General features: G+C 66.7%; 15 protein-coding genes and 1 other RNA gene. 7 read left to right on the plus strand and 9 right to left on the minus strand.

Annotated elements, in window-relative coordinates:
- Positions 1 to 786: 786 nt before the first annotated feature.
- Together AC1KVE_RS05010 and AC1KVE_RS05015 are read right to left on the minus strand one after the other, a co-directional pair.
- A complete protein-coding gene (locus AC1KVE_RS05010; protein ID WP_065033033.1) occupies positions 787 to 1563 on the minus strand; it encodes an SDR family NAD(P)-dependent oxidoreductase in 777 nt (258 codons plus the stop codon).
- A gap of 65 nt (positions 1564 to 1628) precedes the next feature.
- A complete protein-coding gene (locus tag AC1KVE_RS05015; RefSeq protein ID WP_435012947.1) occupies positions 1629 to 1775 on the minus strand; it encodes a hypothetical protein in 147 nt (48 codons plus the stop codon).
- Here AC1KVE_RS05015 and AC1KVE_RS05020 point away from each other — a divergent pair.
- The 3 genes from AC1KVE_RS05020 to AC1KVE_RS05030 all read left to right on the plus strand — a co-directional run bounded on the left by AC1KVE_RS05020 (position 1774) and on the right by AC1KVE_RS05030 (position 4463).
- A non-coding RNA gene (locus AC1KVE_RS05020) (sX9 sRNA) lies at positions 1774 to 1850 on the plus strand. The genes AC1KVE_RS05015 and AC1KVE_RS05020 overlap by 2 nt on opposite strands.
- Before the next feature lie 243 nt (positions 1851 to 2093).
- A complete protein-coding gene (locus tag AC1KVE_RS05025; protein WP_104543873.1) occupies positions 2094 to 3503 on the plus strand; it encodes an FAD/NAD(P)-binding protein in 1410 nt (469 codons plus the stop codon).
- A gap of 528 nt (positions 3504 to 4031) precedes the next feature.
- Entirely contained in the window at positions 4032 to 4463 is a 432-nt protein-coding gene (locus AC1KVE_RS05030; protein ID WP_024938233.1) for a VirK family protein, read from the plus strand.
- A gap of 202 nt (positions 4464 to 4665) precedes the next feature.
- On the opposite strand, the gene AC1KVE_RS05035 is transcribed toward AC1KVE_RS05030, so the two are convergent.
- On the minus strand, positions 4666 to 6141 hold the full coding sequence (locus AC1KVE_RS05035) for an efflux transporter outer membrane subunit (RefSeq protein ID WP_481092556.1): 1476 nt from the start codon (positions 6139 to 6141) through the stop codon (positions 4666 to 4668).
- 88 nt (positions 6142 to 6229) lie between these two features.
- Here AC1KVE_RS05035 and AC1KVE_RS05040 point away from each other — a divergent pair, with 88 nt between their 5' ends.
- The 3 genes from AC1KVE_RS05040 to AC1KVE_RS05050 all read left to right on the plus strand — a co-directional run bounded on the left by AC1KVE_RS05040 (position 6230) and on the right by AC1KVE_RS05050 (position 11155).
- The gene (locus tag AC1KVE_RS05040; RefSeq protein ID WP_039517156.1) at positions 6230 to 6847 is read left to right on the plus strand and encodes a TetR/AcrR family transcriptional regulator; all 618 of its coding nucleotides are present in this window, start codon (positions 6230 to 6232) and stop codon (positions 6845 to 6847) included.
- Between the two features lie 76 nt (positions 6848 to 6923).
- Positions 6924 to 8069, plus strand: a complete 1146-nt coding sequence (locus AC1KVE_RS05045; protein ID WP_481092555.1) for an efflux RND transporter periplasmic adaptor subunit — start codon at positions 6924 to 6926, stop codon at positions 8067 to 8069.
- A complete protein-coding gene (locus tag AC1KVE_RS05050; RefSeq protein ID WP_481092554.1) occupies positions 8066 to 11155 on the plus strand; it encodes an efflux RND transporter permease subunit in 3090 nt (1029 codons plus the stop codon). The genes AC1KVE_RS05045 and AC1KVE_RS05050 overlap by 4 nt, the downstream gene beginning before the upstream one ends.
- 195 nt (positions 11156 to 11350) lie before the next feature.
- On the opposite strand, the gene AC1KVE_RS05055 is transcribed toward AC1KVE_RS05050, so the two are convergent.
- Positions 11351 to 11815: an SDR family oxidoreductase gene (locus tag AC1KVE_RS05055; RefSeq protein WP_260297445.1), complete on the minus strand. Its 465-nt coding sequence runs from the start codon at positions 11813 to 11815 to the stop codon at positions 11351 to 11353.
- Between the two features lie 224 nt (positions 11816 to 12039).
- On the opposite strand from AC1KVE_RS05055, the gene AC1KVE_RS05060 reads away from it, so the two are divergent.
- Positions 12040 to 12372 carry a DUF6172 family protein gene (locus AC1KVE_RS05060; RefSeq protein WP_024938227.1) on the plus strand — a complete coding sequence of 111 codons (333 nt, stop codon included), beginning with the start codon at positions 12040 to 12042 and terminating at the stop codon, positions 12370 to 12372.
- Between the two features lie 59 nt (positions 12373 to 12431).
- Here the strand turns inward: AC1KVE_RS05060 and AC1KVE_RS05065 are convergent, their stop codons facing one another.
- The 5 genes from AC1KVE_RS05065 to pdhA all read right to left on the minus strand — a co-directional run bounded on the left by AC1KVE_RS05065 (position 12432) and on the right by pdhA (position 18730).
- The gene (locus AC1KVE_RS05065; protein WP_481092553.1) at positions 12432 to 13724 is read right to left on the minus strand and encodes a DEAD/DEAH box helicase; all 1293 of its coding nucleotides are present in this window, start codon (positions 13722 to 13724) and stop codon (positions 12432 to 12434) included.
- Between the two features lie 1021 nt (positions 13725 to 14745).
- Complete coding sequence (locus tag AC1KVE_RS05070; protein ID WP_184457418.1) at positions 14746 to 16194, minus strand: dihydrolipoamide acetyltransferase family protein; 1449 nt, start codon at positions 16192 to 16194, stop codon at positions 14746 to 14748.
- Positions 16191 to 16574: an SH3 domain-containing protein gene (locus AC1KVE_RS05075; RefSeq protein ID WP_016901649.1), complete on the minus strand. Its 384-nt coding sequence runs from the start codon at positions 16572 to 16574 to the stop codon at positions 16191 to 16193. Before AC1KVE_RS05075 ends, AC1KVE_RS05070 begins: the two co-directional genes overlap by 4 nt.
- Before the next feature lies 1 nt (position 16575).
- On the minus strand, positions 16576 to 17649 hold the full coding sequence (locus AC1KVE_RS05080) for an alpha-ketoacid dehydrogenase subunit beta (protein ID WP_039515775.1): 1074 nt from the start codon (positions 17647 to 17649) through the stop codon (positions 16576 to 16578).
- On the minus strand, positions 17642 to 18730 hold the full coding sequence (gene pdhA, locus AC1KVE_RS05085; RefSeq protein ID WP_184457416.1) for a pyruvate dehydrogenase (acetyl-transferring) E1 component subunit alpha: 1089 nt from the start codon (positions 18728 to 18730) through the stop codon (positions 17642 to 17644). Before pdhA ends, AC1KVE_RS05080 begins: the two co-directional genes overlap by 8 nt.
- Positions 18731 to 18845 lie beyond the last annotated feature (115 nt).

Below are 18845 nucleotides of genomic sequence, written 5' to 3' on the forward strand. Positions count from 1 at the left end.
CTTTCTTAAGCACCCGCCCCCCACCGCTATCTACACCCCCATAAACCATCCTACCCCACGCTCTTCCGATCTGCGTGCCTGCGCGCGACGGGGCGTTACCGATAAAGCCTCGTCGCGCGCAGGCACGCTCCTACCGGTTGGCCGACAGCGGACCGGCGTGTTCGCCAGCACAAATCCCCGCTCACACTCCCAACGACTGCCCACCATCCATCAGCACCCACCCGTCGTCGCGAGGGCGTTGCAGAGGGAGAAACGGCTTGTCTGCTCTTCGTAGGAGCGTGCCTGCGCGCGACGAGGCGTTACCGATAAAGCTTCGTCGCGCGCAGGCACGCTCCTACAGGTTCGCGTGCAGCCGATTGCCGTCTTCGTAAGCATAAATACCGTGCGCACTCCCAACTACTGTCCATCATCCAGCAGCACCCGCCCGTCTTCGCGAGGGCGTTACGGATAGAGGAACGGGTGCCCGCTGTTCGTAGGGTGCCTGCGCGCGACGGGGCGTTACCAGTAAAGCTTCGTCGCGCGCAGGCACGCTCCTACGGGTTCGCGTGCAGCCGATAGCCATCTCCGCCAGCATAAAATACCGCTCACCCCCCAAGAACTACCCGCCCTCCATCAGCACCCGCCCGTCGTCGCGAGGGTGTCGCAGATGGAGGAACTGCTTGTCTGCTGTTCGTAGGAGCATGCCTGCGCGCGAAGGGGCGTTACCGATAAAGCTTCATCGCGCGCAGGCACGCTCCTACAGAGTCACGCGCGGCGGATCGGCATCTTCGCCAGCACAAACCCCGCTCACACCCCCAACGACTGCCCGCCATCCACCGCCAGCACTTGTCCGGTGATCCAGCGTGCTTGCGGTGATGCGAGAAACAACGCCGCATCGGCGATGTGCTGCACTTGACCGAATCCCCCGAACGGGATGCTGTCGCGGATGCGGGCATACAGCTCCGGTTCTTGATCGCGGCGGCGGGCCCATAGCCCGTCGGGAAACTCGATAGAGCCCGGTGCGATCGCGTTGACGCGGATGCGCTCGCGGGCGAGTTCGGCGGCCAGCGTGGTGGTGTAGTAATTGAGCGCCGCCTTGGCGGTGGAATAGGCGATCGCACGTGGTGTGGGGCGTTGCGCATTGATCGAGCTGATATTGAGGATCACTGCCGCATCGCTGTTGCGCAGGTGCGGCAGCGCGGCGCGATTGCAGCGCACTGCGGCCATCAGATCCACGTCCAGGCCGGCTTGCCAGCTCGCATCGTCGTTGCCGTGTCCATAGCCGGAGGCGTTGTTGATCACCACATCCAGCCCATCCAGCGCCTGTGCTGCGGCCTGCACATAGGCCTCGATTTGCGCAGCATCCGACAGGTCGCAGGCGAAGGTGTGTACCGGGGCTCCATGAGGCGCCAACGCGTGGGCGGCCTGTGCCAGGCCATCGGCATTGCGTGCGCACAGCGAGACCTGCGCGCCGTTGCGCACGAACGCTTCGGCAATCGCCAGGCCGATGCCACGGCTGCCGCCTGCGATCAGCACGCGTTGATTGCGCGGCGAGATTTGCGTGGGTGCTGCGGAAATGGACATGGCGGACACTCGATCGGAAACCGACATTATCGAGCAGCCCGGTCATGACGCGGTGCTCGGTACCGTTACAGTGTTGAACGCAGCATCGCAATGTCTGCTGTCCATTCCACTACTTCCACCGCTTCTGCCAACGACGCGCCGGCCACCGCGTAGCGGGGCTTGCGATCTACTGCGCTCATCCCCAGGCGCGCGGCGGTGCTCGGAATTGCCATGTGCCACTCCTACACTCAGGTTTTGAGCGAGCCGTCCACATACCCCGAGCGATTGCTCGCTACGTGTTGTCAGCCACCCTAAATCGCGGTGCGCAGCGCTGCGCTGCGCGCCAGGTTGGGGGCCATGCACCGGCATCTGGCTGTGGCCGCGTGCGCTGTCATCTTTGTGCAATGCCGTGTGCACGCAGCTTGCAACGCAAGCCTCATCACCAAGCATGATCAGCTCATGCGTTTTCGGTTGCTCGCCGCTAACCATTTGTTTACACGTTTGCGCCGCGCTGCGGGCACAACGTGCGGGTCATTCAGTGGGAGTTGCACATGGAAACCCATATCACCGTCATCGGTGCCGGCTTCTGCGGCACCGCGCTGGTCCGTGCGCTGGCGCAGACGGCCGATGCGCAGGTGCGTATCACCCTGGTCGGCGTGACCGAGACCTTCGGCAGCGGCATCGCCTATGGTGCCGCCCGGCCGGAGCACCTGCTCAACGTGCGTGCCAAGGACCTGGGGATCGATGCGCAGGCGCCAGGCGCCTTCGCCGATACCCTGCATCTGGGCGACAGCGGGCGACTGGAATTCCTGCCGCGCCTTGCCTATGGCGATTATCTGCGCAGCGAGCTGGATACCGCGGTCAGTGGCGCGCAGGCGTCGATCGTGCGGCTGTCGCAGGAAGCGGTGGCGGTGGAGCGTGCGCGCAAGGGCTTTCGCGTGTTCCTGGCCAATGGCGATGCCTTCCACAGCGATCGGGTGGTGCTGGCGGTGGGCGCACTGCAGCCGCAGGCGTTGGCCGGGATCGGCCCGCGCCTGAGCGTGCATCCGCGCTATATCGGCTGGCCGTGGCAGGGCGATGCCTTGGCGCGCTTGTCGCCGGACGACGACGTGCTGATCGTCGGCACCGGGCTGACCATGGTGGATGTGGCATTGACCCTGCACACGCGCGGGCATCGTGGCCGCCTGCTGGCGATCTCGCGACGCGGCCTTGCGCCGCAGGCGCATCTGCGCCAGCCGGGTGCGGCGCTGGAATTGCCGCCGCATCTGCAGCGCGCACTCAAGGATGCCGACCTGCGTGGCCTGCTGCGCGGTGTGCGTCAGCTCAGTGCGGTGGTCGACGACTGGCGACGCGTGGTGGATGCCTTGCGCCCGCATCTGCAACCGCTGTGGCAGCGGCTGGAGTTGCCGCAGCGTGCGCGTTTCCTGCGCCATCTGCGCCCGTATTGGGAGGTGGCGCGGCACCGCGTTGCGCCGGGCGCAGCGGAACAGCTGGCGCAATTGCAGCAATCGGGGCAACTGCAGATCGTCGCAGCGCGCCTGCTGCGCGCGCGTTGGGTGCCCGATGGCGTGGAAGCGGTGATTCGCCCGCGTGGATCGGCCGACGCGCAGACCGATCATTACGATGCGGTGATCCGCGCCACAGGGTTGGACACCGATATCGACCGCACCAGCGACCCGCTGATCGCCGGCATGCGCGAGGCTGGGCTGTTGCGTGCCGATCCGCTGGGCCTGGGCGTGGACACCGATGCGCAACTGCGCGTGCGCGATGGTGCCGGACAGATCGTGCCGGGGCTGTATTGCGTGGGCCCGCTGTTGCGCGGACGCTATTGGGAAATCACCGCCGTGCCGGAGTTGCGTGTGGCCACACGTGCCCTGGCAGACCGTCTGTTGCTGGGCGCGATGCCGGCGTTACAGCCGGAGCCGGAACAGGTGCGGCGCGAGGTCAATGCGCGCTTGTAGCTGGGTGGATTTGCATTGCAGCTTTTTGATGGTTGTATGAAGTTGAAGCTGTGACGAGTGCGAGTTTGGGCCTTCTCTTATCGAGAGAGTGCCTCATCACCCTGCATCTTGAACCCTTCTCCCATCGGGAGAAGGTGGCGCGCCAGCGCCGGATGAGGGTAGGTGTGCAACCCCGTGGTGTTGGGTGATGCCTCTTTGAAAAAGTTGCTTCCGGTCGACGCGTGCCGATTGCAGCATTCTTTTTGTGCGTGCATCAGATGCTGCGTAATGCCCGTCTGTCGTCTGCCGTCTGCCGACATTCCTTCGGCTTTTTTTCTGGCGATAGAAGCGCCCGATCACGCAACAAGCAGCCTCTGCGCGCGCAAGCATAGCCCGCACGGCGCAATCTCGCGCGGACATCGCCAAACAGCGCAATCATGCCGCGTGATGCGTAGCGCAGTGCGCCGCTGCAGACAGGACTGGGTCATGTTGACGGCCCTGGGCTGATTACAGTCCAGGTCGCTTCCTTTCCCCATCCTGGAGTTCGCCATGCCCCGTCTTGCTCCCGCTGCCCTGCTCGCCACGCTGTGCGCCTGCGCGCTGCCCGCCTGGGCCAGTGAATCGCTCAATACCCGTGCGGAAGTGCTCGCAGCCCTGGAATCCGGTTACGACGTCAGCCTGACCACCGATCTTGGCCGCTGCACACCCGAAGAAGGCACGCCGGTCACGCAGACCCGTGGCGGCCGCCATATCGATGCGTACCGCATCACCGAGGACGGCACGGCCGCGTTCTCCGGTTCGCACTTCACCGTGGCCAACGACGGCAAGCCGATCCAGCAGTTCATGCGCTACCAGCTGCGCCCGGATGGCAGCGTGCGTTTCACCACCTACATGTACGACCTGCCGGGTCTGCAGCAACGCGGGCCGGTGCTGGCGTATCAATGCACGATCAATCAAGGCATCCGCTTCCACGCCGATTGACCACATGACGACTGCGCGGGCTGCAGCAGCCATCGCGTGCACGGCGACGCGCAGTCGTTATCCGCACCCGGGTCGCGGTGAGGACAGCGAGTTTTCTTCCGCCAAGGACGCAGGGCCCGCTTGGCGCACAGACGACGCCCACCGATATGAGGCAAGCGCCGCAGTTTGCGGTTGCCCGGTAGCGACCTTGTCCGTGCTTGCGTCAGCGCGGTGACGACTGCTGCAGCGCAACTGCGTCGGCGGTGCTGGATTGCCAGCCGCCACCCAGCGCCCTGAAGGTGGCCACCGCACTGCGCGCGGCATCCGTTCGCGCCTGCACCTGCGCATCGGACGCGCGCAGCAACTGCTCGTCGGCATTCAACACCTCGATCAGGCTGACCACGCCCTTTTCGTAGGCCAGCGCCGACGCGGTGCGCGCCTTGCCCAGTGCGTCCACGCCTTGCGCGAGCACGCTGGCTTGTTGTTCGCGTTTGACCAGTGCGGTGAATGCATTTTCGACGTCCTCGGTGGCGCGCAGGACCGCCAGGCGATACGCCGCCAGCTGCTCGGCTTCCTGGCCCTTGGCCTGGGCGATCTGCGCATTGATGCGGCCGAAGTCGAACAGCCGCCAGCGCAGGCCCAGCACGCCGGCGGACTGGCTGGCATCGCCGGTGAACAGGTTGGCGCCGGAGATCGCGGTGGCGCTGCCGAGCAGTCCACTGAGCGAGAATTTGGGGTAGTACTCGGCCATCGCCACGCCGATGCGCGCGTTCGACGCGGCCAGCCTGCGCTCGGCCGCGATCAGATCGGGGCGGCGCCGCAGCAGGTCGCCGGGCGTGCCCGTCTCGGCGATCCGCGGCGCAAGCGGAATCGGTTTGGTGGCGGCCAGTTCCGCGCGGTGCGTGCCAGGCGGCACACCCAGCATCACGTCCAGGGCGTTCATCGCCGCGACCAGGCCGCTTTCGATGCCGGGCACCGAGGCCTGCGCCTGTGCCAGCGCGCCTTGCGCCTGGTGCAGTTGCAACTCCGGCGCGAGCCCCTTGCCATGCAACAGCGTCACCATCGACAGCAGGCCCTGCTGGGTGGCGACCTGGCGCTGCGCCACCTCCAGCCGTGCCTGCAGGCCGCGGATGCTGATGTAGATATCGGCGGTCTGCGCGGCCACCGCCAGGCGGGTGGCGGCGGCGCCGGCTTCGCTGGCCTGGTAGTCGGCCAGTGCGGCCTGGCGCCCGCGACGCAGGCCGCCGAACAGATCCAGCTCCCAGCTCGCGCCCAGGTTGGCTTCGTAGGTGCTGGCGTAGCGGTCGAAGTTGGGCGTGCTGTTGAGCACCTGGCCGAGCGGCGTTTCCAGCGACTGGTAGGCGCGGGTCGCGTTGCCGCTGATGTTGCCTGAAGGCAGCAGCGCGGCAGTGGCGGCGGTCAGACCGGCGCGGGCCTGGGTGACGCGCGCGGTGGCCTGGGCCAGGTCCAGGTTCTGCGCCAGCGCCTGGGTGACGTAGCGGCTCAGGTCCGCGTCGTCGAAGCCGGTCCACCAGGTCGAAAGCTCGGCCGGTCGCGCTGCCGGGCGCACTTCGACCGCCGCCTGGCCCGCGTAACGGTCTGGCAGGGGCGCTGCGGGGCGGGTATAGGTCGGACCGACTGCGCAGCCCGTGGCAAGGCTGGCAACGACAAGCACGGCAACAGAACGGAACGGAGGCATGGCAGACCGGGCGGGCAGGGATGAGGTGTGACTATAATACGAAATGGTCACTTTTGTATGTGGGGCGCCGGGGCGCTAAGCTGGCGGCATGAGCAAGACATCCAGCTATCCGGTTTCGGGCCGCGGCCCGGCCGACCATGACGTGCGCGATCAGATCGTGATTGCGGCCACCGAGCATTTCAGCCGCTACGGCTACGAGAAGACCGCGGTTTCGGACCTGGCCAAGGCGATCGGGTTCTCCAAGGCCTATATCTACAAGTTCTTCGAATCCAAGCAGGCCATCGGCGAGATGATCTGCAGCAACTGCCTGCGCGAAATCGAGACCGAGGTGCGTGCCGCGGTCGACGAGGCGGAGCAGCCGCCGGAAAAATTACGCAGGCTTTTCAAGGTGATGATCGAGGCGAGCCTCCGGCTGTTCTTCCAGGATCGCAAGCTGTACGAGATCGCCACCTCGGCGGCCACCGAGCGCTGGCAATCGGTCCGCGCCTATGAAGTGCGCATCCAGACGCTGCTGCAGGATGTGCTGCAGCAAGGCCGGCAAAGTGGCGATTTCGAGCGCAAGACGCCACTGGACGAGGCCACGCAGGCGATTTACATGGTGCTGCGCCCTTACATGAACCCGCTGCTGCTGCAGCACAGCCTGGAGCAGGCCGACGAGGTGCCGGTGCTGTTGTCGAGCCTGGTGTTGCGCAGCCTATCGCCTTAAATCGTTTGTGACTATTGACTGATTTAGTCACAAGTCTCAGGATGCGAGCCTTCATCAGCTCTCTCCTGGATCTGCCATGCTTCGGCGCCTCGTTACCTCTGCCGCTTTCTGTGTGCTGCCGCTGGCATTGATCGCCTGCGGCAAGGCGCCCTCCTCCGATCCGCGCACCGCGGCTCCGCTGGTGCGGGTGGCCATCGTCGAAGACGCCGGTGCAGCGGCGCGCAGCTTCTCCGGCACGGTCGCGGCCCGGGTGCAGAGCGACCTGGGGTTCCGGGTCGCCGGTAAGGTGCAGGAGCGTCTGGTCGATGCCGGCCAGCGCGTGAAACGTGGCCAGCCGCTGCTGCGGATCGACCCGGTCGACCTCAAACTCGCCGCACGGGCGCAGCAGGACGCGGTGGCGGCCGCGCAGGCGCGCGCCCAGCAGGCAGGTGAGGATGAAGCGCGCTACCGCGATCTGCGCGGCACCGGCGCCATTTCCGCTTCGGCCTACGACCAGATCAAGGCCGCCGCCGACGCCGCCAGGGCGCAGCTGAGCGCCGCCCAGGCGCAGGCCGAAGTGGCCCGCAACGCCAACCGCTACACCGACCTGCTGGCCGACGCCGATGGCGTGGTGATGGAGACGCTGGTCGAACCGGGCCAGGTCGTCGCGGCCGGGCAGCCGGTGGTGCGGCTGGCGCATGCCGGCCGCCGCGAGGCGGTGATCCAGTTGCCGGAAACCTTGCGCCCGCAGGTCGGCTCGGTAGCGCAGGCCACCTTGTTCGGCAATGCCGCTGTCACCGTGCCGGCGACCTTGCGCCAGCTGTCCGAAAGCGCCGACCGGCTGACCCGCACCTTCGAGGCACGTTACGTGCTCGATGGCGCACTGGGCGATGCGCCGCTGGGCACCACCGTCAGCCTGCGCATCGCCGATGGCACGGCCGCCGGCCCGCAGGCCGGGCTGCAGGTGCCGCTGGCCGCGTTGTTCGATGCCGGCAAGGGGCCGGGCGTGTGGGTGATTGCCGGCAATCCGGCCAAGGTGCGCTGGCGGCCGGTGACGGTGCTGGGTTTGGACGACGACCATGCCACGGTTGCCGGCAAGCTGGCGCGCGGTGAGCGCATCGTGGCACTGGGTGCGCACCTGTTGCGCGACGGCGAGCAGGTGCGGGTGGTCAACACGATTGCGCCTGCCGCCGGCGCCACGACCGGCGCCAAAGCCGCAGCCGCGGCAGGAGCGCAGCCGTGAGCGAAGGTGGATTCAATCTTTCCGCGCTGGCGGTGCGCGAGCGCTCGATCACGCTGTTTCTGATCGTCCTGATTTCGCTGGCCGGCCTGGTCGCCTTCCTCAAGCTTGGCCGTGCCGAAGACCCGGCCTTCACCGTCAAGGTCATGACCATCGTGACCGCCTGGCCGGGCGCCACGCCGCAGGAAATGCAGGACCAGGTCGCCGAGAAACTCGAAAAGCGCCTGCAGGAACTGCGCTGGTACGACCGCAGCGAAACCTATACGCGTCCCGGCCTTGCGTTCACGACCTTGACCTTGCTGGACAGCACACCACCCAGCCAGGTGCAGGAGCAGTTCTATCAGGCGCGCAAGAAGGTGGGCGACGAAGTCGGCAACCTGCCGGCCGGTGTGATCGGGCCGATGGTCAACGACGAATATGCCGACGTCACCTTTGCGCTGTTCGCGCTCAAGGCCAAGGGCGAGCCGCAACGTTTGCTTGCGCGCGATGCGGAAAGCCTGCGCCAGCGCCTGTTGCACGTGCCGGGTGTCAAGAAGGTCAACATCATCGGCGAACAGCCCGAGCGCATCTTTGTCGAGTTCTCGCACGAGCGCCTGGCCACGCTGGGCGTCGGTCCGCAGGAGGTGTTTGCGGCGCTCAATGCGCAGAACGCCTTGAATGCGGCAGGTTCGGTGGAGACGCGCGGGCCGCAGGTGTTCATTCGCCTGGACGGTGCGCTCGACAGCCTGCAGAAGATCCGCGACACCCCGCTGGTGGTGCAGGGCCGCACCCTGAAACTGTCGGATATCGCCACGGTCAAACGCGGCTACGAAGATCCGTCCACCTTCATGATCCGCAGTGGCGGCGAGCCGGCGTTGCTGCTGGGCATCATCATGCGCGATGGCTGGAACGGGCTGGATCTGGGCAAGTCGCTGGACAGCGAAGTGGGCGCAATCAATGCCGAGCTGCCGCTGGGCATGACCCTGAGCAAGGTCACCGACCAGGCGGTCAACATCGACGCGTCGGTGGGCGAGTTCATGACCAAGTTCTTCGTCGCGCTGCTGGTGGTGATGCTGGTGTGCTTCGTCAGCATGGGCTGGCGCGTGGGTATCGTGGTGGCGGCCGCGGTGCCGCTGACGCTGGCGGCGGTGTTCGTGGTGATGCTGGCCACCGGCAAGAACTTCGACCGCATCACGCTGGGGTCGTTGATCCTGGCGCTGGGATTGCTGGTGGACGACGCCATCATCGCGATCGAGATGATGGTGGTGAAGATGGAGGAAGGCTACAGCCGCGTCGCCGCATCGGCCTATGCGTGGAGCCATACCGCCGCGCCGATGCTGTCCGGCACGCTGGTGACCGCGGTCGGCTTCATGCCTAACGGCTTTGCCGCCTCCACTGCCGGCGAATACACCAGCAACATGTTCTGGATCGTGGGGATTGCGCTGATCGTCTCGTGGGTGGTGGCGGTGGTGTTTACGCCCTACCTGGGCGTCAAGATGCTGCCGGATCTGAAGAAGATCGAAGGCGGCCACGCCGCGATGTACGACACGCCGCGCTACAACCGCTTCCGCAATGCGCTGGCACGCGTCATCGCGCGCAAGTGGTTGGTGGCCGGCTCGGTGGTGGGCCTGTTCGTGCTTGCGATCCTGGGCATGGGCATCGTCAAGAAGCAGTTCTTCCCGATCTCCGATCGCCCTGAAGTGCTGGTCGAAGTGCAACTGCCGTACGGCAGCTCGATCACCCAGACCAGCGCGGCCACGGCCAAGCTGGAAGCCTGGCTGGCCAAACAGGACGAAGCGAAGATTGTCACCGCGTACATCGGCCAGGGCGCGCCGCGCTTCTTCCTGGCGATGGGCCCGGAGTTGCCGGATCCGTCGTTCGCCAAGATCGTGGTGCGCACCGACAACCAGCACGAGCGCGACGCATTGAAGCTGCGCATGCGCAAGGCGGTTGCCGAAGGCCTGGCATCCGAAGCGCGCGTACGCGTGACCCAACTTACCTTCGGCCCGTACTCGCAGTTCCCGGTGGCCTACCGGGTCAGCGGGGCGGACCCGCAGGTGGTGCGTGGCATCGCCGCGCAGGTCAGGCAGGTGATGCAGGACAGCCCGATGCTGCGCACCGTCAACACCGACTGGGGCACGCGCACGCCCACGTTGCATTTCACCCTGGACCAGGACCGCCTGCAGGCGGTGGGGCTGACCTCGACCGCGGTGGCGCAGCAACTGCAGTTCCTGCTCAGCGGCGTGCCGGTCACGCTGGTGCGCGAGGATATCCGCAGCGTGCAGGTGATGGCGCGTTCGGCTGGCGATACGCGCTTCGATCCGGCACGCATCGCCGACTTCACCCTGGCTGGTGCCAACGGCCAGCGCGTGCCGCTGTCGCAGGTGGGCAAGGTGGATGTGCGGATGGAAGAGCCGATCATGCGCCGCCGTGATCGGGTGCCGACGATCACCGTGGGCGGCGATGTCGACGACCAACTGCAGCCGCCGGATGTCTCGGCGGCGATCACCAGGCAGCTGCAGCCGATCATCGACACATTGCCCAGCGGTTACCAGATCAAGGAGGCCGGTTCGATTGAGGAATCCGGCAAGGCAACCACCGCGATGCTGCCGCTGTTCCCGATCATGCTGGCGGCCACCTTGCTGATCATCATCCTGCAGGTGCGTTCGATCTCGGCGATGGTGATGGTGTTTCTGACCAGCCCGCTCGGCCTGATCGGCGTGGTGCCGACCCTGATCCTGTTCCAGCAACCGTTCGGCATCAATGCGCTGGTTGGCCTGATCGCGTTGTCGGGCATTTTGATGCGCAACACGCTGATCCTGATCGGGCAGATCCATCACAACGAGGCCGAAGGGCTGGACCCGTTCCATGCGCTGGTGGAAGCCACCGTGCAGCGTGCGCGGCCGGTGATCCTGACCGCGCTGGCGGCGATCCTGGCGTTCATCCCGCTCACGCATTCGGTGTTCTGGGGCACGCTGGCCTATACGCTGATCGGCGGCACCCTGGCCGGCACGATCCTGACGCTGGTGTTCCTGCCGGCGATGTATTCGATCTGGTTCAAGATCCGGCCCGATTCCGGTAGCACCCGGGCAGCGACGCAGCACGCCTGATGCCGCTCGGCCGTGGCGGCCAAGCCGCCATTATCGAAGGCGGCGGCGCGCGGTCGTTCACCCGCGTGGGCCGCGGCCGCGGCCTGCGAGGAACCGGTAGCCGGCCGGCAGGCCGGCGTGCGGGAACCGTGGCGCCGCGCAGGGCACAGACGACAGTGCGTCTTTGCCTTGCGGTTTGCCTGGTGAGGCGGAGACTCAGACCTGGTCGGTCGGAAGCACGAAGACTTCGGCGATGTTGACGTTGGACGGTGCCTGCGCCGCGAACAGGATGGTGTCGGCACTATCCATCGGGTCCAGCATGCGAACCGTGCCGGCATAACCGGGCATCATGGCCTGATATTCCGCGCCGGTGGTCTGTGCCGGAAGCTCGGTTGCGACGATGCCCGGTTGAATGCTGGTGACGCGGATGTTGTGCTTCTTGCCGACTTCCATCCGCAGGCCTTCGGTGAACGCGGTCACTGCAAACTTGCTTGCCGAGGACACCGCAAATCCCTGGCCAAACACCTTGCGCCCGGCGATCGAGGAAGTATTGAAGACGTGGCCGGACTGTTGCTTGATCATCTGCGGCAGCACCGCTGCGGCCACGTTGGGCACGCCTTTCACATCGACATCGTCAGCCAGGTGGCAGGCCGAGGTGTGCGACACGCCATCGTCGTGCATGAGGCGGCGGCGGCCTGCCCGCCTGTGCCAGCCTGCATCGACGGGCCGCCGGTCGCGCCGTAGCGGCGGCGTGTATCCATGCTGGCGCAGGGCGCGCGTGGCCTTCTCCACGCCGAGGCAGGCAAACGCTTGCGCCCATGCCGCCGGCCACCGAATCCCCGGCCATTCACCCAGAACGGCCGTGTGGCCTCACAATAGGCGGCCAGCTCCCAACCGATGTCGCCATGCGCAAGACCTACCAGCTCAACCTCGAAGGCAAGAACCGCGATCGTCTGCTGGAATCCAGCAAGCACGATATCCGCAAGTACATCCGCCGCGAGCGTCGCAAGGACTTGCCGGAAGGAGCGGATTATTGGGACTTCGACATGCGCTTCGGGGTGGACGAGGCCAGTGCTGCGCCGCTGCCGCCGGCCGAGCTGATCCGCTCGATCAATGCGCTCACCAGCGAAGGTGGCGAGCAGTTCTTCGTGGAAATCCTGCGCAAGCCCGGCAAGCGGACTCCGCGTGCCGATGGCGACAGCGCCGCGGGCGGCGAACTGGATTTCGAGCAGGACTGAGTCTTCGCGTGGCGTCCGCCTCGGCGTGACGCCAGCGCGTCAGGTGTCGCCCACCGCCTTCAGTCGGGCTTGCCTGCCTGCGTCGCCGCCGCGGCGCGTTGCTTGTCCTTCTTGCTCGGCCGCCTGCCCTTGATGCCGCCGTTGTCGTCCGCAGCGCGCGTGCCGGTCTTCGGCATCTGTGTTGCAGGCACCGCGGTCGCCGGACTCGGCTCGAACCCGGCGACCATGCTGGTCGGTACGCGCAGGCCCTGGCGTTTTTCGATCAAACGCCATTGCGGCTGACTCTCTGCCGTGACGAAGCTGATCGCAAGGCCGCTGGCGCCGGCGCGTGCGGTGCGGCCGATGCGGTGGGTGTAATCCACCGTCGAGCGCGGCAGGTCGTAATTGATCACGGCCGGCAGCGCATCGATATCGATACCGCGTCCGGCCAGGTCGGTGGCCACCAGCACCTGCAGCTCGCGCTGTTTGAAGGCGTGCAACGTACGCTCGCGGCGACCCTGGCTCAGTTCGCCGTGCAGCGGCTGCGCACTGATGCCGGTCTTGCCGAGTTTTTCGGCGACTTTTTCGGCGGTATGCCGGCTGGCGACGAACACCAGCACATGCGACCAACCATGCTCCTGCAGCAGGTGGCGCAGCAGTTGCGTGCGCTGGCAGGCATCGACGGCGATCGCGCGTTGTTCGATCGCAGGCGCAGCCTCCGGGGTGGCGGCAACGGTGATGCGTAGCGGGTCGCGCAGGCGACGCTTGGCCAGCGAGGCGATGCCGGGCGGAAACGTGGCCGAAAACAGCACGCTCTGGCGCTGCGCCGGCAGCAAGGCCAGGATGCGATCGAGCTCGGCACCGAAGCCCAGCTCGAGCAGACGGTCGGCTTCATCCAGCACGAGTGTGGCGACCTCGCTCAGGCGCAGTGCGTTGTGGTCGACCAGATCCAGCAGCCGTCCGGGCGTGGCGACCACGATATCGGCACCCCCGCGCAGGGCGAGCAGCTGCGGATTGATCGAACTGCCGCCGGTAGCCGCCACGATCTTGAGCCGCCGCGGCAGATGCGCGGCCAGTTGGCGCAAGGTGTCTTCGACCTGCGCAGCGAGTTCGCGCGTGGGCACCAGCACCAGTGCCCCGAGCACGCGCGGCGCGGTGTCGGGCGCCAGGCAACGTTGCTGCAGCAGCGGCAGCGCATAGGCCAGCGTCTTGCCCGAGCCGGTCTGCGCCATCGCGATCAGGTCGCGCCCCTGCAGCATCGGCACAATGGCCTGCTGCTGGATCGGCGTAGGGGTGTGGTGACCGGCGCGAGTCAGCGCAGTGTCGAAGAATGGCTGCAGCTGTGGCGACAGCGAGAGATGGGCAAATGACATGGGCCGATTATCCAGGCATTTGCGTTGCAATGGTCGGTGGGACGTCATGCGGGGTTGCCGCTGGGCAATGCATCGATGGACGGGCAGAACGCTGCAACCAGAGCGCAGCGCCGCCGCGCGACAGCGCATCTCGCCATATCGTCCAAGTCCATCGTGGCACAACGCATACCGCAACCAAGACTTCGACCCATGGATTCTTAGGGGCGATCAGATGCTTAAGTCAAAGCCTGGTGCATCGAGTGCGCGGTGCCCTCACCGCTTGCGGGACACGCCGTGAATCCGTCCGTGGAGGCTCCTCGGCGGCATCCATGCCGCCGAGGGTCCCGCAACCGGCGAGGGCACCACACCAGAAAGTTACTAGGTTGCTTCAATGAAAGCCTGCTTGTTGCTCGGCTCGTCTTGGGCAACCGATTGGCCTTGCTAGAGAAACAACCTACCTCATGCGCTGCTTGTACCGCGCACACCGACCATTTCGACTGGTCCTTGCCCGCCCACCGTCGCGGAACCTCACGCGACATGGATGCCGCGTAAGAGCCTACAAGGATGTACTTGCGGCGTGTCCTGCGATGGTGGGCGGGCAAGGGCCCCGCAGCCAAACCTGGCATTGGCAACTGATCGGATGCGCAGTAATCCACACGCCGCATCATGCCCTGCTTGCAACCATGCACACCGACTCTCTCGACTGGTCCTTGCCCGCTCACCGTCGCGGGAACTTACGCGGCATGGATGCCGCGTAAGAGCCTACACGGACGTACTTGCGGCGTGTCCCGCGATGGTGGGCGGGCAAGGGCCCTGCAGCCAGGCCGCAGGTCAGCCGCTCTACGAGTGATCTATCCGCAATGTTCAAGCCGGCAAGACACGGAATCCGGGGCAATAAAGGCTCCACCGCGGCCTCCATGCCGCCAGGGATTCCGCGAACGGCGAGTTCATCGCAACCGTGGGTCCGGTCGCGTGTGGACGGATGCGACAAGGCGCGCCGCGCCCAACGAGCGGTGGGCGCGGCCGTTCTGCTATCCGTGCGTCAGTTGGCCAGCGCCAGATCGTCCAGCAGTGCGCGCAGGAAACGCGCGGCTTCGCCGCCGGTGGCGGCGCGGTGGTCGAAGGTCAGCGACAGCGGCATCACCTTGTGGGTTTCCACCCCGCCCATCACCGGAGTGAGCTGGTAGCGTGCGCGGCCGGCGGCGACGATGGCCACGCATGGCGGCACCACCACCGGGGTGGCGTAGCGGCCGGCGAACATGCCGAAGTTGGACAGCGAGATGGTGTAGCCACTGAGCTCGGAGGCGGCGATGCTGCGGTTTTCCACCTGCTGGCGCAGCCGGTTGACGCCCTCGCGAATGCCGTGCGCGTCGAGCATGTCGGCATTGCGCAATGCGGGCACGAACAGGCCTTCTTCGGTATCCACTGCAATGCCGATATCCACCTGCGTGTGCAGGGTGCGGCTGAGTGCCTCGCCGTCGAACCAGGCATTGAGCGCTGGAACCGCTTGGCACGCCCGCACGATGCCGCGTACCAGCCGCACGGTGACATCGTTGCCGGGCTGCCAGGCGTGGATGTCGGCATCGTCGTTGAGCGTGGTCGGCACCACCTTGCTGTGCGCATCGGCCATCACGCGCGCCATGTTGCGGCGCACGCCCTTGAGCTGTTCCGGCTGGCCTTTGGCGACCACGCCGGGCGACTGGGTACGCATCGGTTTGCCGCTGGCAGACAGCGCTGCACGTGGTTGTGCGTTGCCGGCTGCGCTGGTTGCCGAGTGCGTGCCGGCGGCGGCGTGCGGCGCGGCTGCTGGCGCGTTGCTGCCGTTGCTCGGCGTGACCGAGGCACTCGCGCGCGCTGCAGACAGCGGCGCGCTGCCGGCCGCGGCGGCCTGCTTCACATCGGCCATCGTCACCGTGCCATCGGGGCCGCTCGCACGGATCTGCGCTAGGTCCACGCGCAGCTTGCGCGCCAGCGCGCGCACGGCCGGCATTGCGCGCACGCCGCCCACGGCGATTGCCTGTTCGCTCTGCACCGCGTTGGAGCTCTGCATCGCACCGACCACGGTACCGGCGTCGTCACGCTCGCTCCCGCCACTGGAATCGGCGTCGGCAATCTCGCCGCCGTTGTCGGAGGCGACCACGCGCGCGGTCGGGCCGGCCGCGCTGTCGCCGGTGCTGGGCGTGTGCGTGGGTGCGGGGCCATGCGAGTGCCCGGTGTCCTGACCATCGGCGCGCTGCGGCTGCGAGGCGTCCAGCGCGAACTGCGCCAGCATCGCACCGGTGACGATAATGTCGCCGGCGGCACCGGCGAGCTTGGTCACGGTGCCGGAAAACGGCGAGGGCACCTCGACCACCGCCTTGGCGGTCTCCATCGAGACCAGCGGATCGTCCAGGCGGACGCTGTCGCCCTCCTTGACGAACCATTCGACGATGGTGGCGTCGGGCAGGCCTTCGCCCAGGTCGGGCAGGTGGAAATTCTTGGCTTCGCTCATGGCAGGTTCTCTTGCGCCGCAGGCAGCGGCGGCGTGGTGTCGTCGAGGAGTTCGAGGTCGGCGGCCGGCAGCCAGCCCTGCATGCCATCGGCACGCTCGGACCACCACCAACCACCATGTTCGTAATGCAGCAGCACGTCCTCGCCCTGGTGGGCATCGAGTTCGCGTGCGTCGTAGTCGCGCAGGGCTTCGGCCTGGCCGTCGCCCAGCGGGCGCAGCCAGGCCACCGGGGCCCAGCCGGCATGGCCGTCGCCGGTGTTGACCCAGGCGAAGGCCGGCCATTCCTCATCGCGCACGCCGATGGTCACCTGCTGGCCAGCACGGAAGCGGATCGGGTTGGCGTACGCGGCGCGGTAATCGCAGAGCAGACGGGCGCGCATGTCAGCCGGCGGCCACCGCGCGACGGGCAGCGGTGACGATGCGCTCCACGCTCGGCAGGTACTTCATTTCCAGCCGGAACAGCGGGATATGCGTGTCGTAGCCGGTGACGCGTTCGACCGGTGCGAGCAGGTCGTACATCGATTTTTCCGCCAGCTGTGCGGCGATCTCCGCACCGAAGCCGGCGGTGCGCGGGGCTTCCTGCACGATCACGCAGCGGCCGGTCTTGGCTACCGATTCGGCAATGGTGTCGAAGTCCAGCGGGCGCAGCGTGGCCACGTCGATGACCTCGGCGCTGATGCCTTCGCCGGCGAGCTTGTCGGCCGCTTCCAGCGCTTCCTTGACCTGCGCACCCCAGGTGACCAGGGTGACGTCGGTGCCGTCGCGCAGCACGAAGCACACGTCCAGCGGCAGCGCCTCTCCATCGTTGGCGACCACTTCCTTGTACTGGCGGTAGATGCGCTTGGGCTCCATGTAGATCACCGGATCCGGGTCGCGGATCGCGGCCAGCAACAGGCCATAGGCGCGCTGCGGCGAGGATGGCAACACCACACGCAGGCCGGGCACGTTGGTGAAGATGGCCTCGTTGGCTTCGCTGTGATGTTCCGGCGCGCGGATGCCGCCGCCCCACGGCACGCGCAGCACCATCGGGCAATGCAGGCGGCCGCGGGTGCGGTTGCGCAGGCGTGCGGCGTGGCAGATCAGGTGATCGACCATGGGGTACACGAAGCCGTCGAATTGCGCTTCGGCCACCGGCTTCATGCCCTGCGCGGCCAAGCCGACGCTCAGGCCGGCGATGGTGGTTTCATCCAGCGGCGTGTCCAGCACCCGCTCGCTGCCGAAGCGCTGCTGCAGGCCGGCGGTGGCGCGGAACACGCCGCCGTTGACGCCGACATCCTCGCCCAGCACCAGCACCGCGGGGTCGTGTTCCAGCTCCCAGGCCAGCGCCTGGGTGATGGCTTCGATCAGGGTAATGGGCGAACTCATGGCGATCTCTCCGCGCGTGGCTGCGGCGTTGTAAGGGGCACTGGCCTGCTGCTGTGTCGCAGCCAGGTGTGACTGGTTGAGCTCATCCATGGCGGGCCTCCTGCGCCATCACCTCGGCGCGCTGGGCCAGCAACTCGGCCGGCGGGTCGCCATAGAGGTAATCGAACATCGCTTCGACCGGCTGTACCGGCGTGTTGAGGTAGGCGTTGACCTCTTCGTCCACGCGCGCGCCGCATTCGGCCTTCCAGGCGGTTTCCTGCGCCTCGTCCCACAGGCCCTGCGCGGTGAGATAACGGCGCAGCCGCAGCAGCGGCTCGCGCGCCCAGCCCTGCTTGACCTCTTCTTCGCCGCGGTAGCGCCGCGCATCGTCGGCGGTGGTGTGATCGGACAGGCGGTAGGTCAGGAATTCGATCACCGTGCCGCCGTCGCCGGCCAGTGCACGCGCACGCGCCTGGCGCATCGCCTCGAGCACCGCGATCAGGTCGTTGCCGTCCACCTGCAGGCAATGCAGGCCGCCGGCCAGGCCCTTCTGCGCCAGCGTCTGCGCGCCGGTCTGCGCCGAGCGCGGCACCGAGATCGCCCAGCCGTTGTTGATCACGCACAGGATCAGCGGCAGCTTGTAGGCACCGGCCGAATTGAGCGCGGCGTAGAAGTCGGTCTTGGAGCTGCCGCCATCGCCGCAGCAGGCCACAGCGACCTGCGGCTTGCCCTGCAGCTTGAACGACAGCGCCGAACCGGCCGCGTGCAGGCACTGGGTGGAGATCGGCACGCAGATCGGGAAGTCGATCGCCGCATCGGCATCGCGCGGATAGTCGCTGCCGCGTTCGTCGCCGCCCCAGTACAGCAGCACGTCGCGCGGGCGCACGCCGCGTTCGAACATGGTGCCGTACTCGCGATAGCTGGGCGCGAACACATCGCCGCTGCGCATCGATGCGCCGATGCCCACATGGGTGGCTTCGTGGCCGAGGCAGGCCGCATAGGTGCCCAACTTGCCGGTGCGCTGCAGCGCGACCGACTTGCTGTCGAAGGTGCGCACGAACAGCATGCGCTTGAACAGCGCGATCAACTGTTGCGGGTTGGCGGCGTCGGCCGGCAGGTCGTCGCGGACGATCTGGCCGTCCGCATCCATGTATTGCAGGTATTCGATCTCGAACTGCGCGGCTACGCTCATTGCGGCGACACCTTCACCAAGAAGTTTCAAATGATATGAGTTGCGATGTTAAGGACCACGCAGCAAAAAGCTGTCCTGCACCGCAGCACACAATGATGCTGGCTTGCACAAAAAA

The sequence above is a fragment of the Xanthomonas sp. NCPPB 2864 genome, assembly GCF_056675615.1.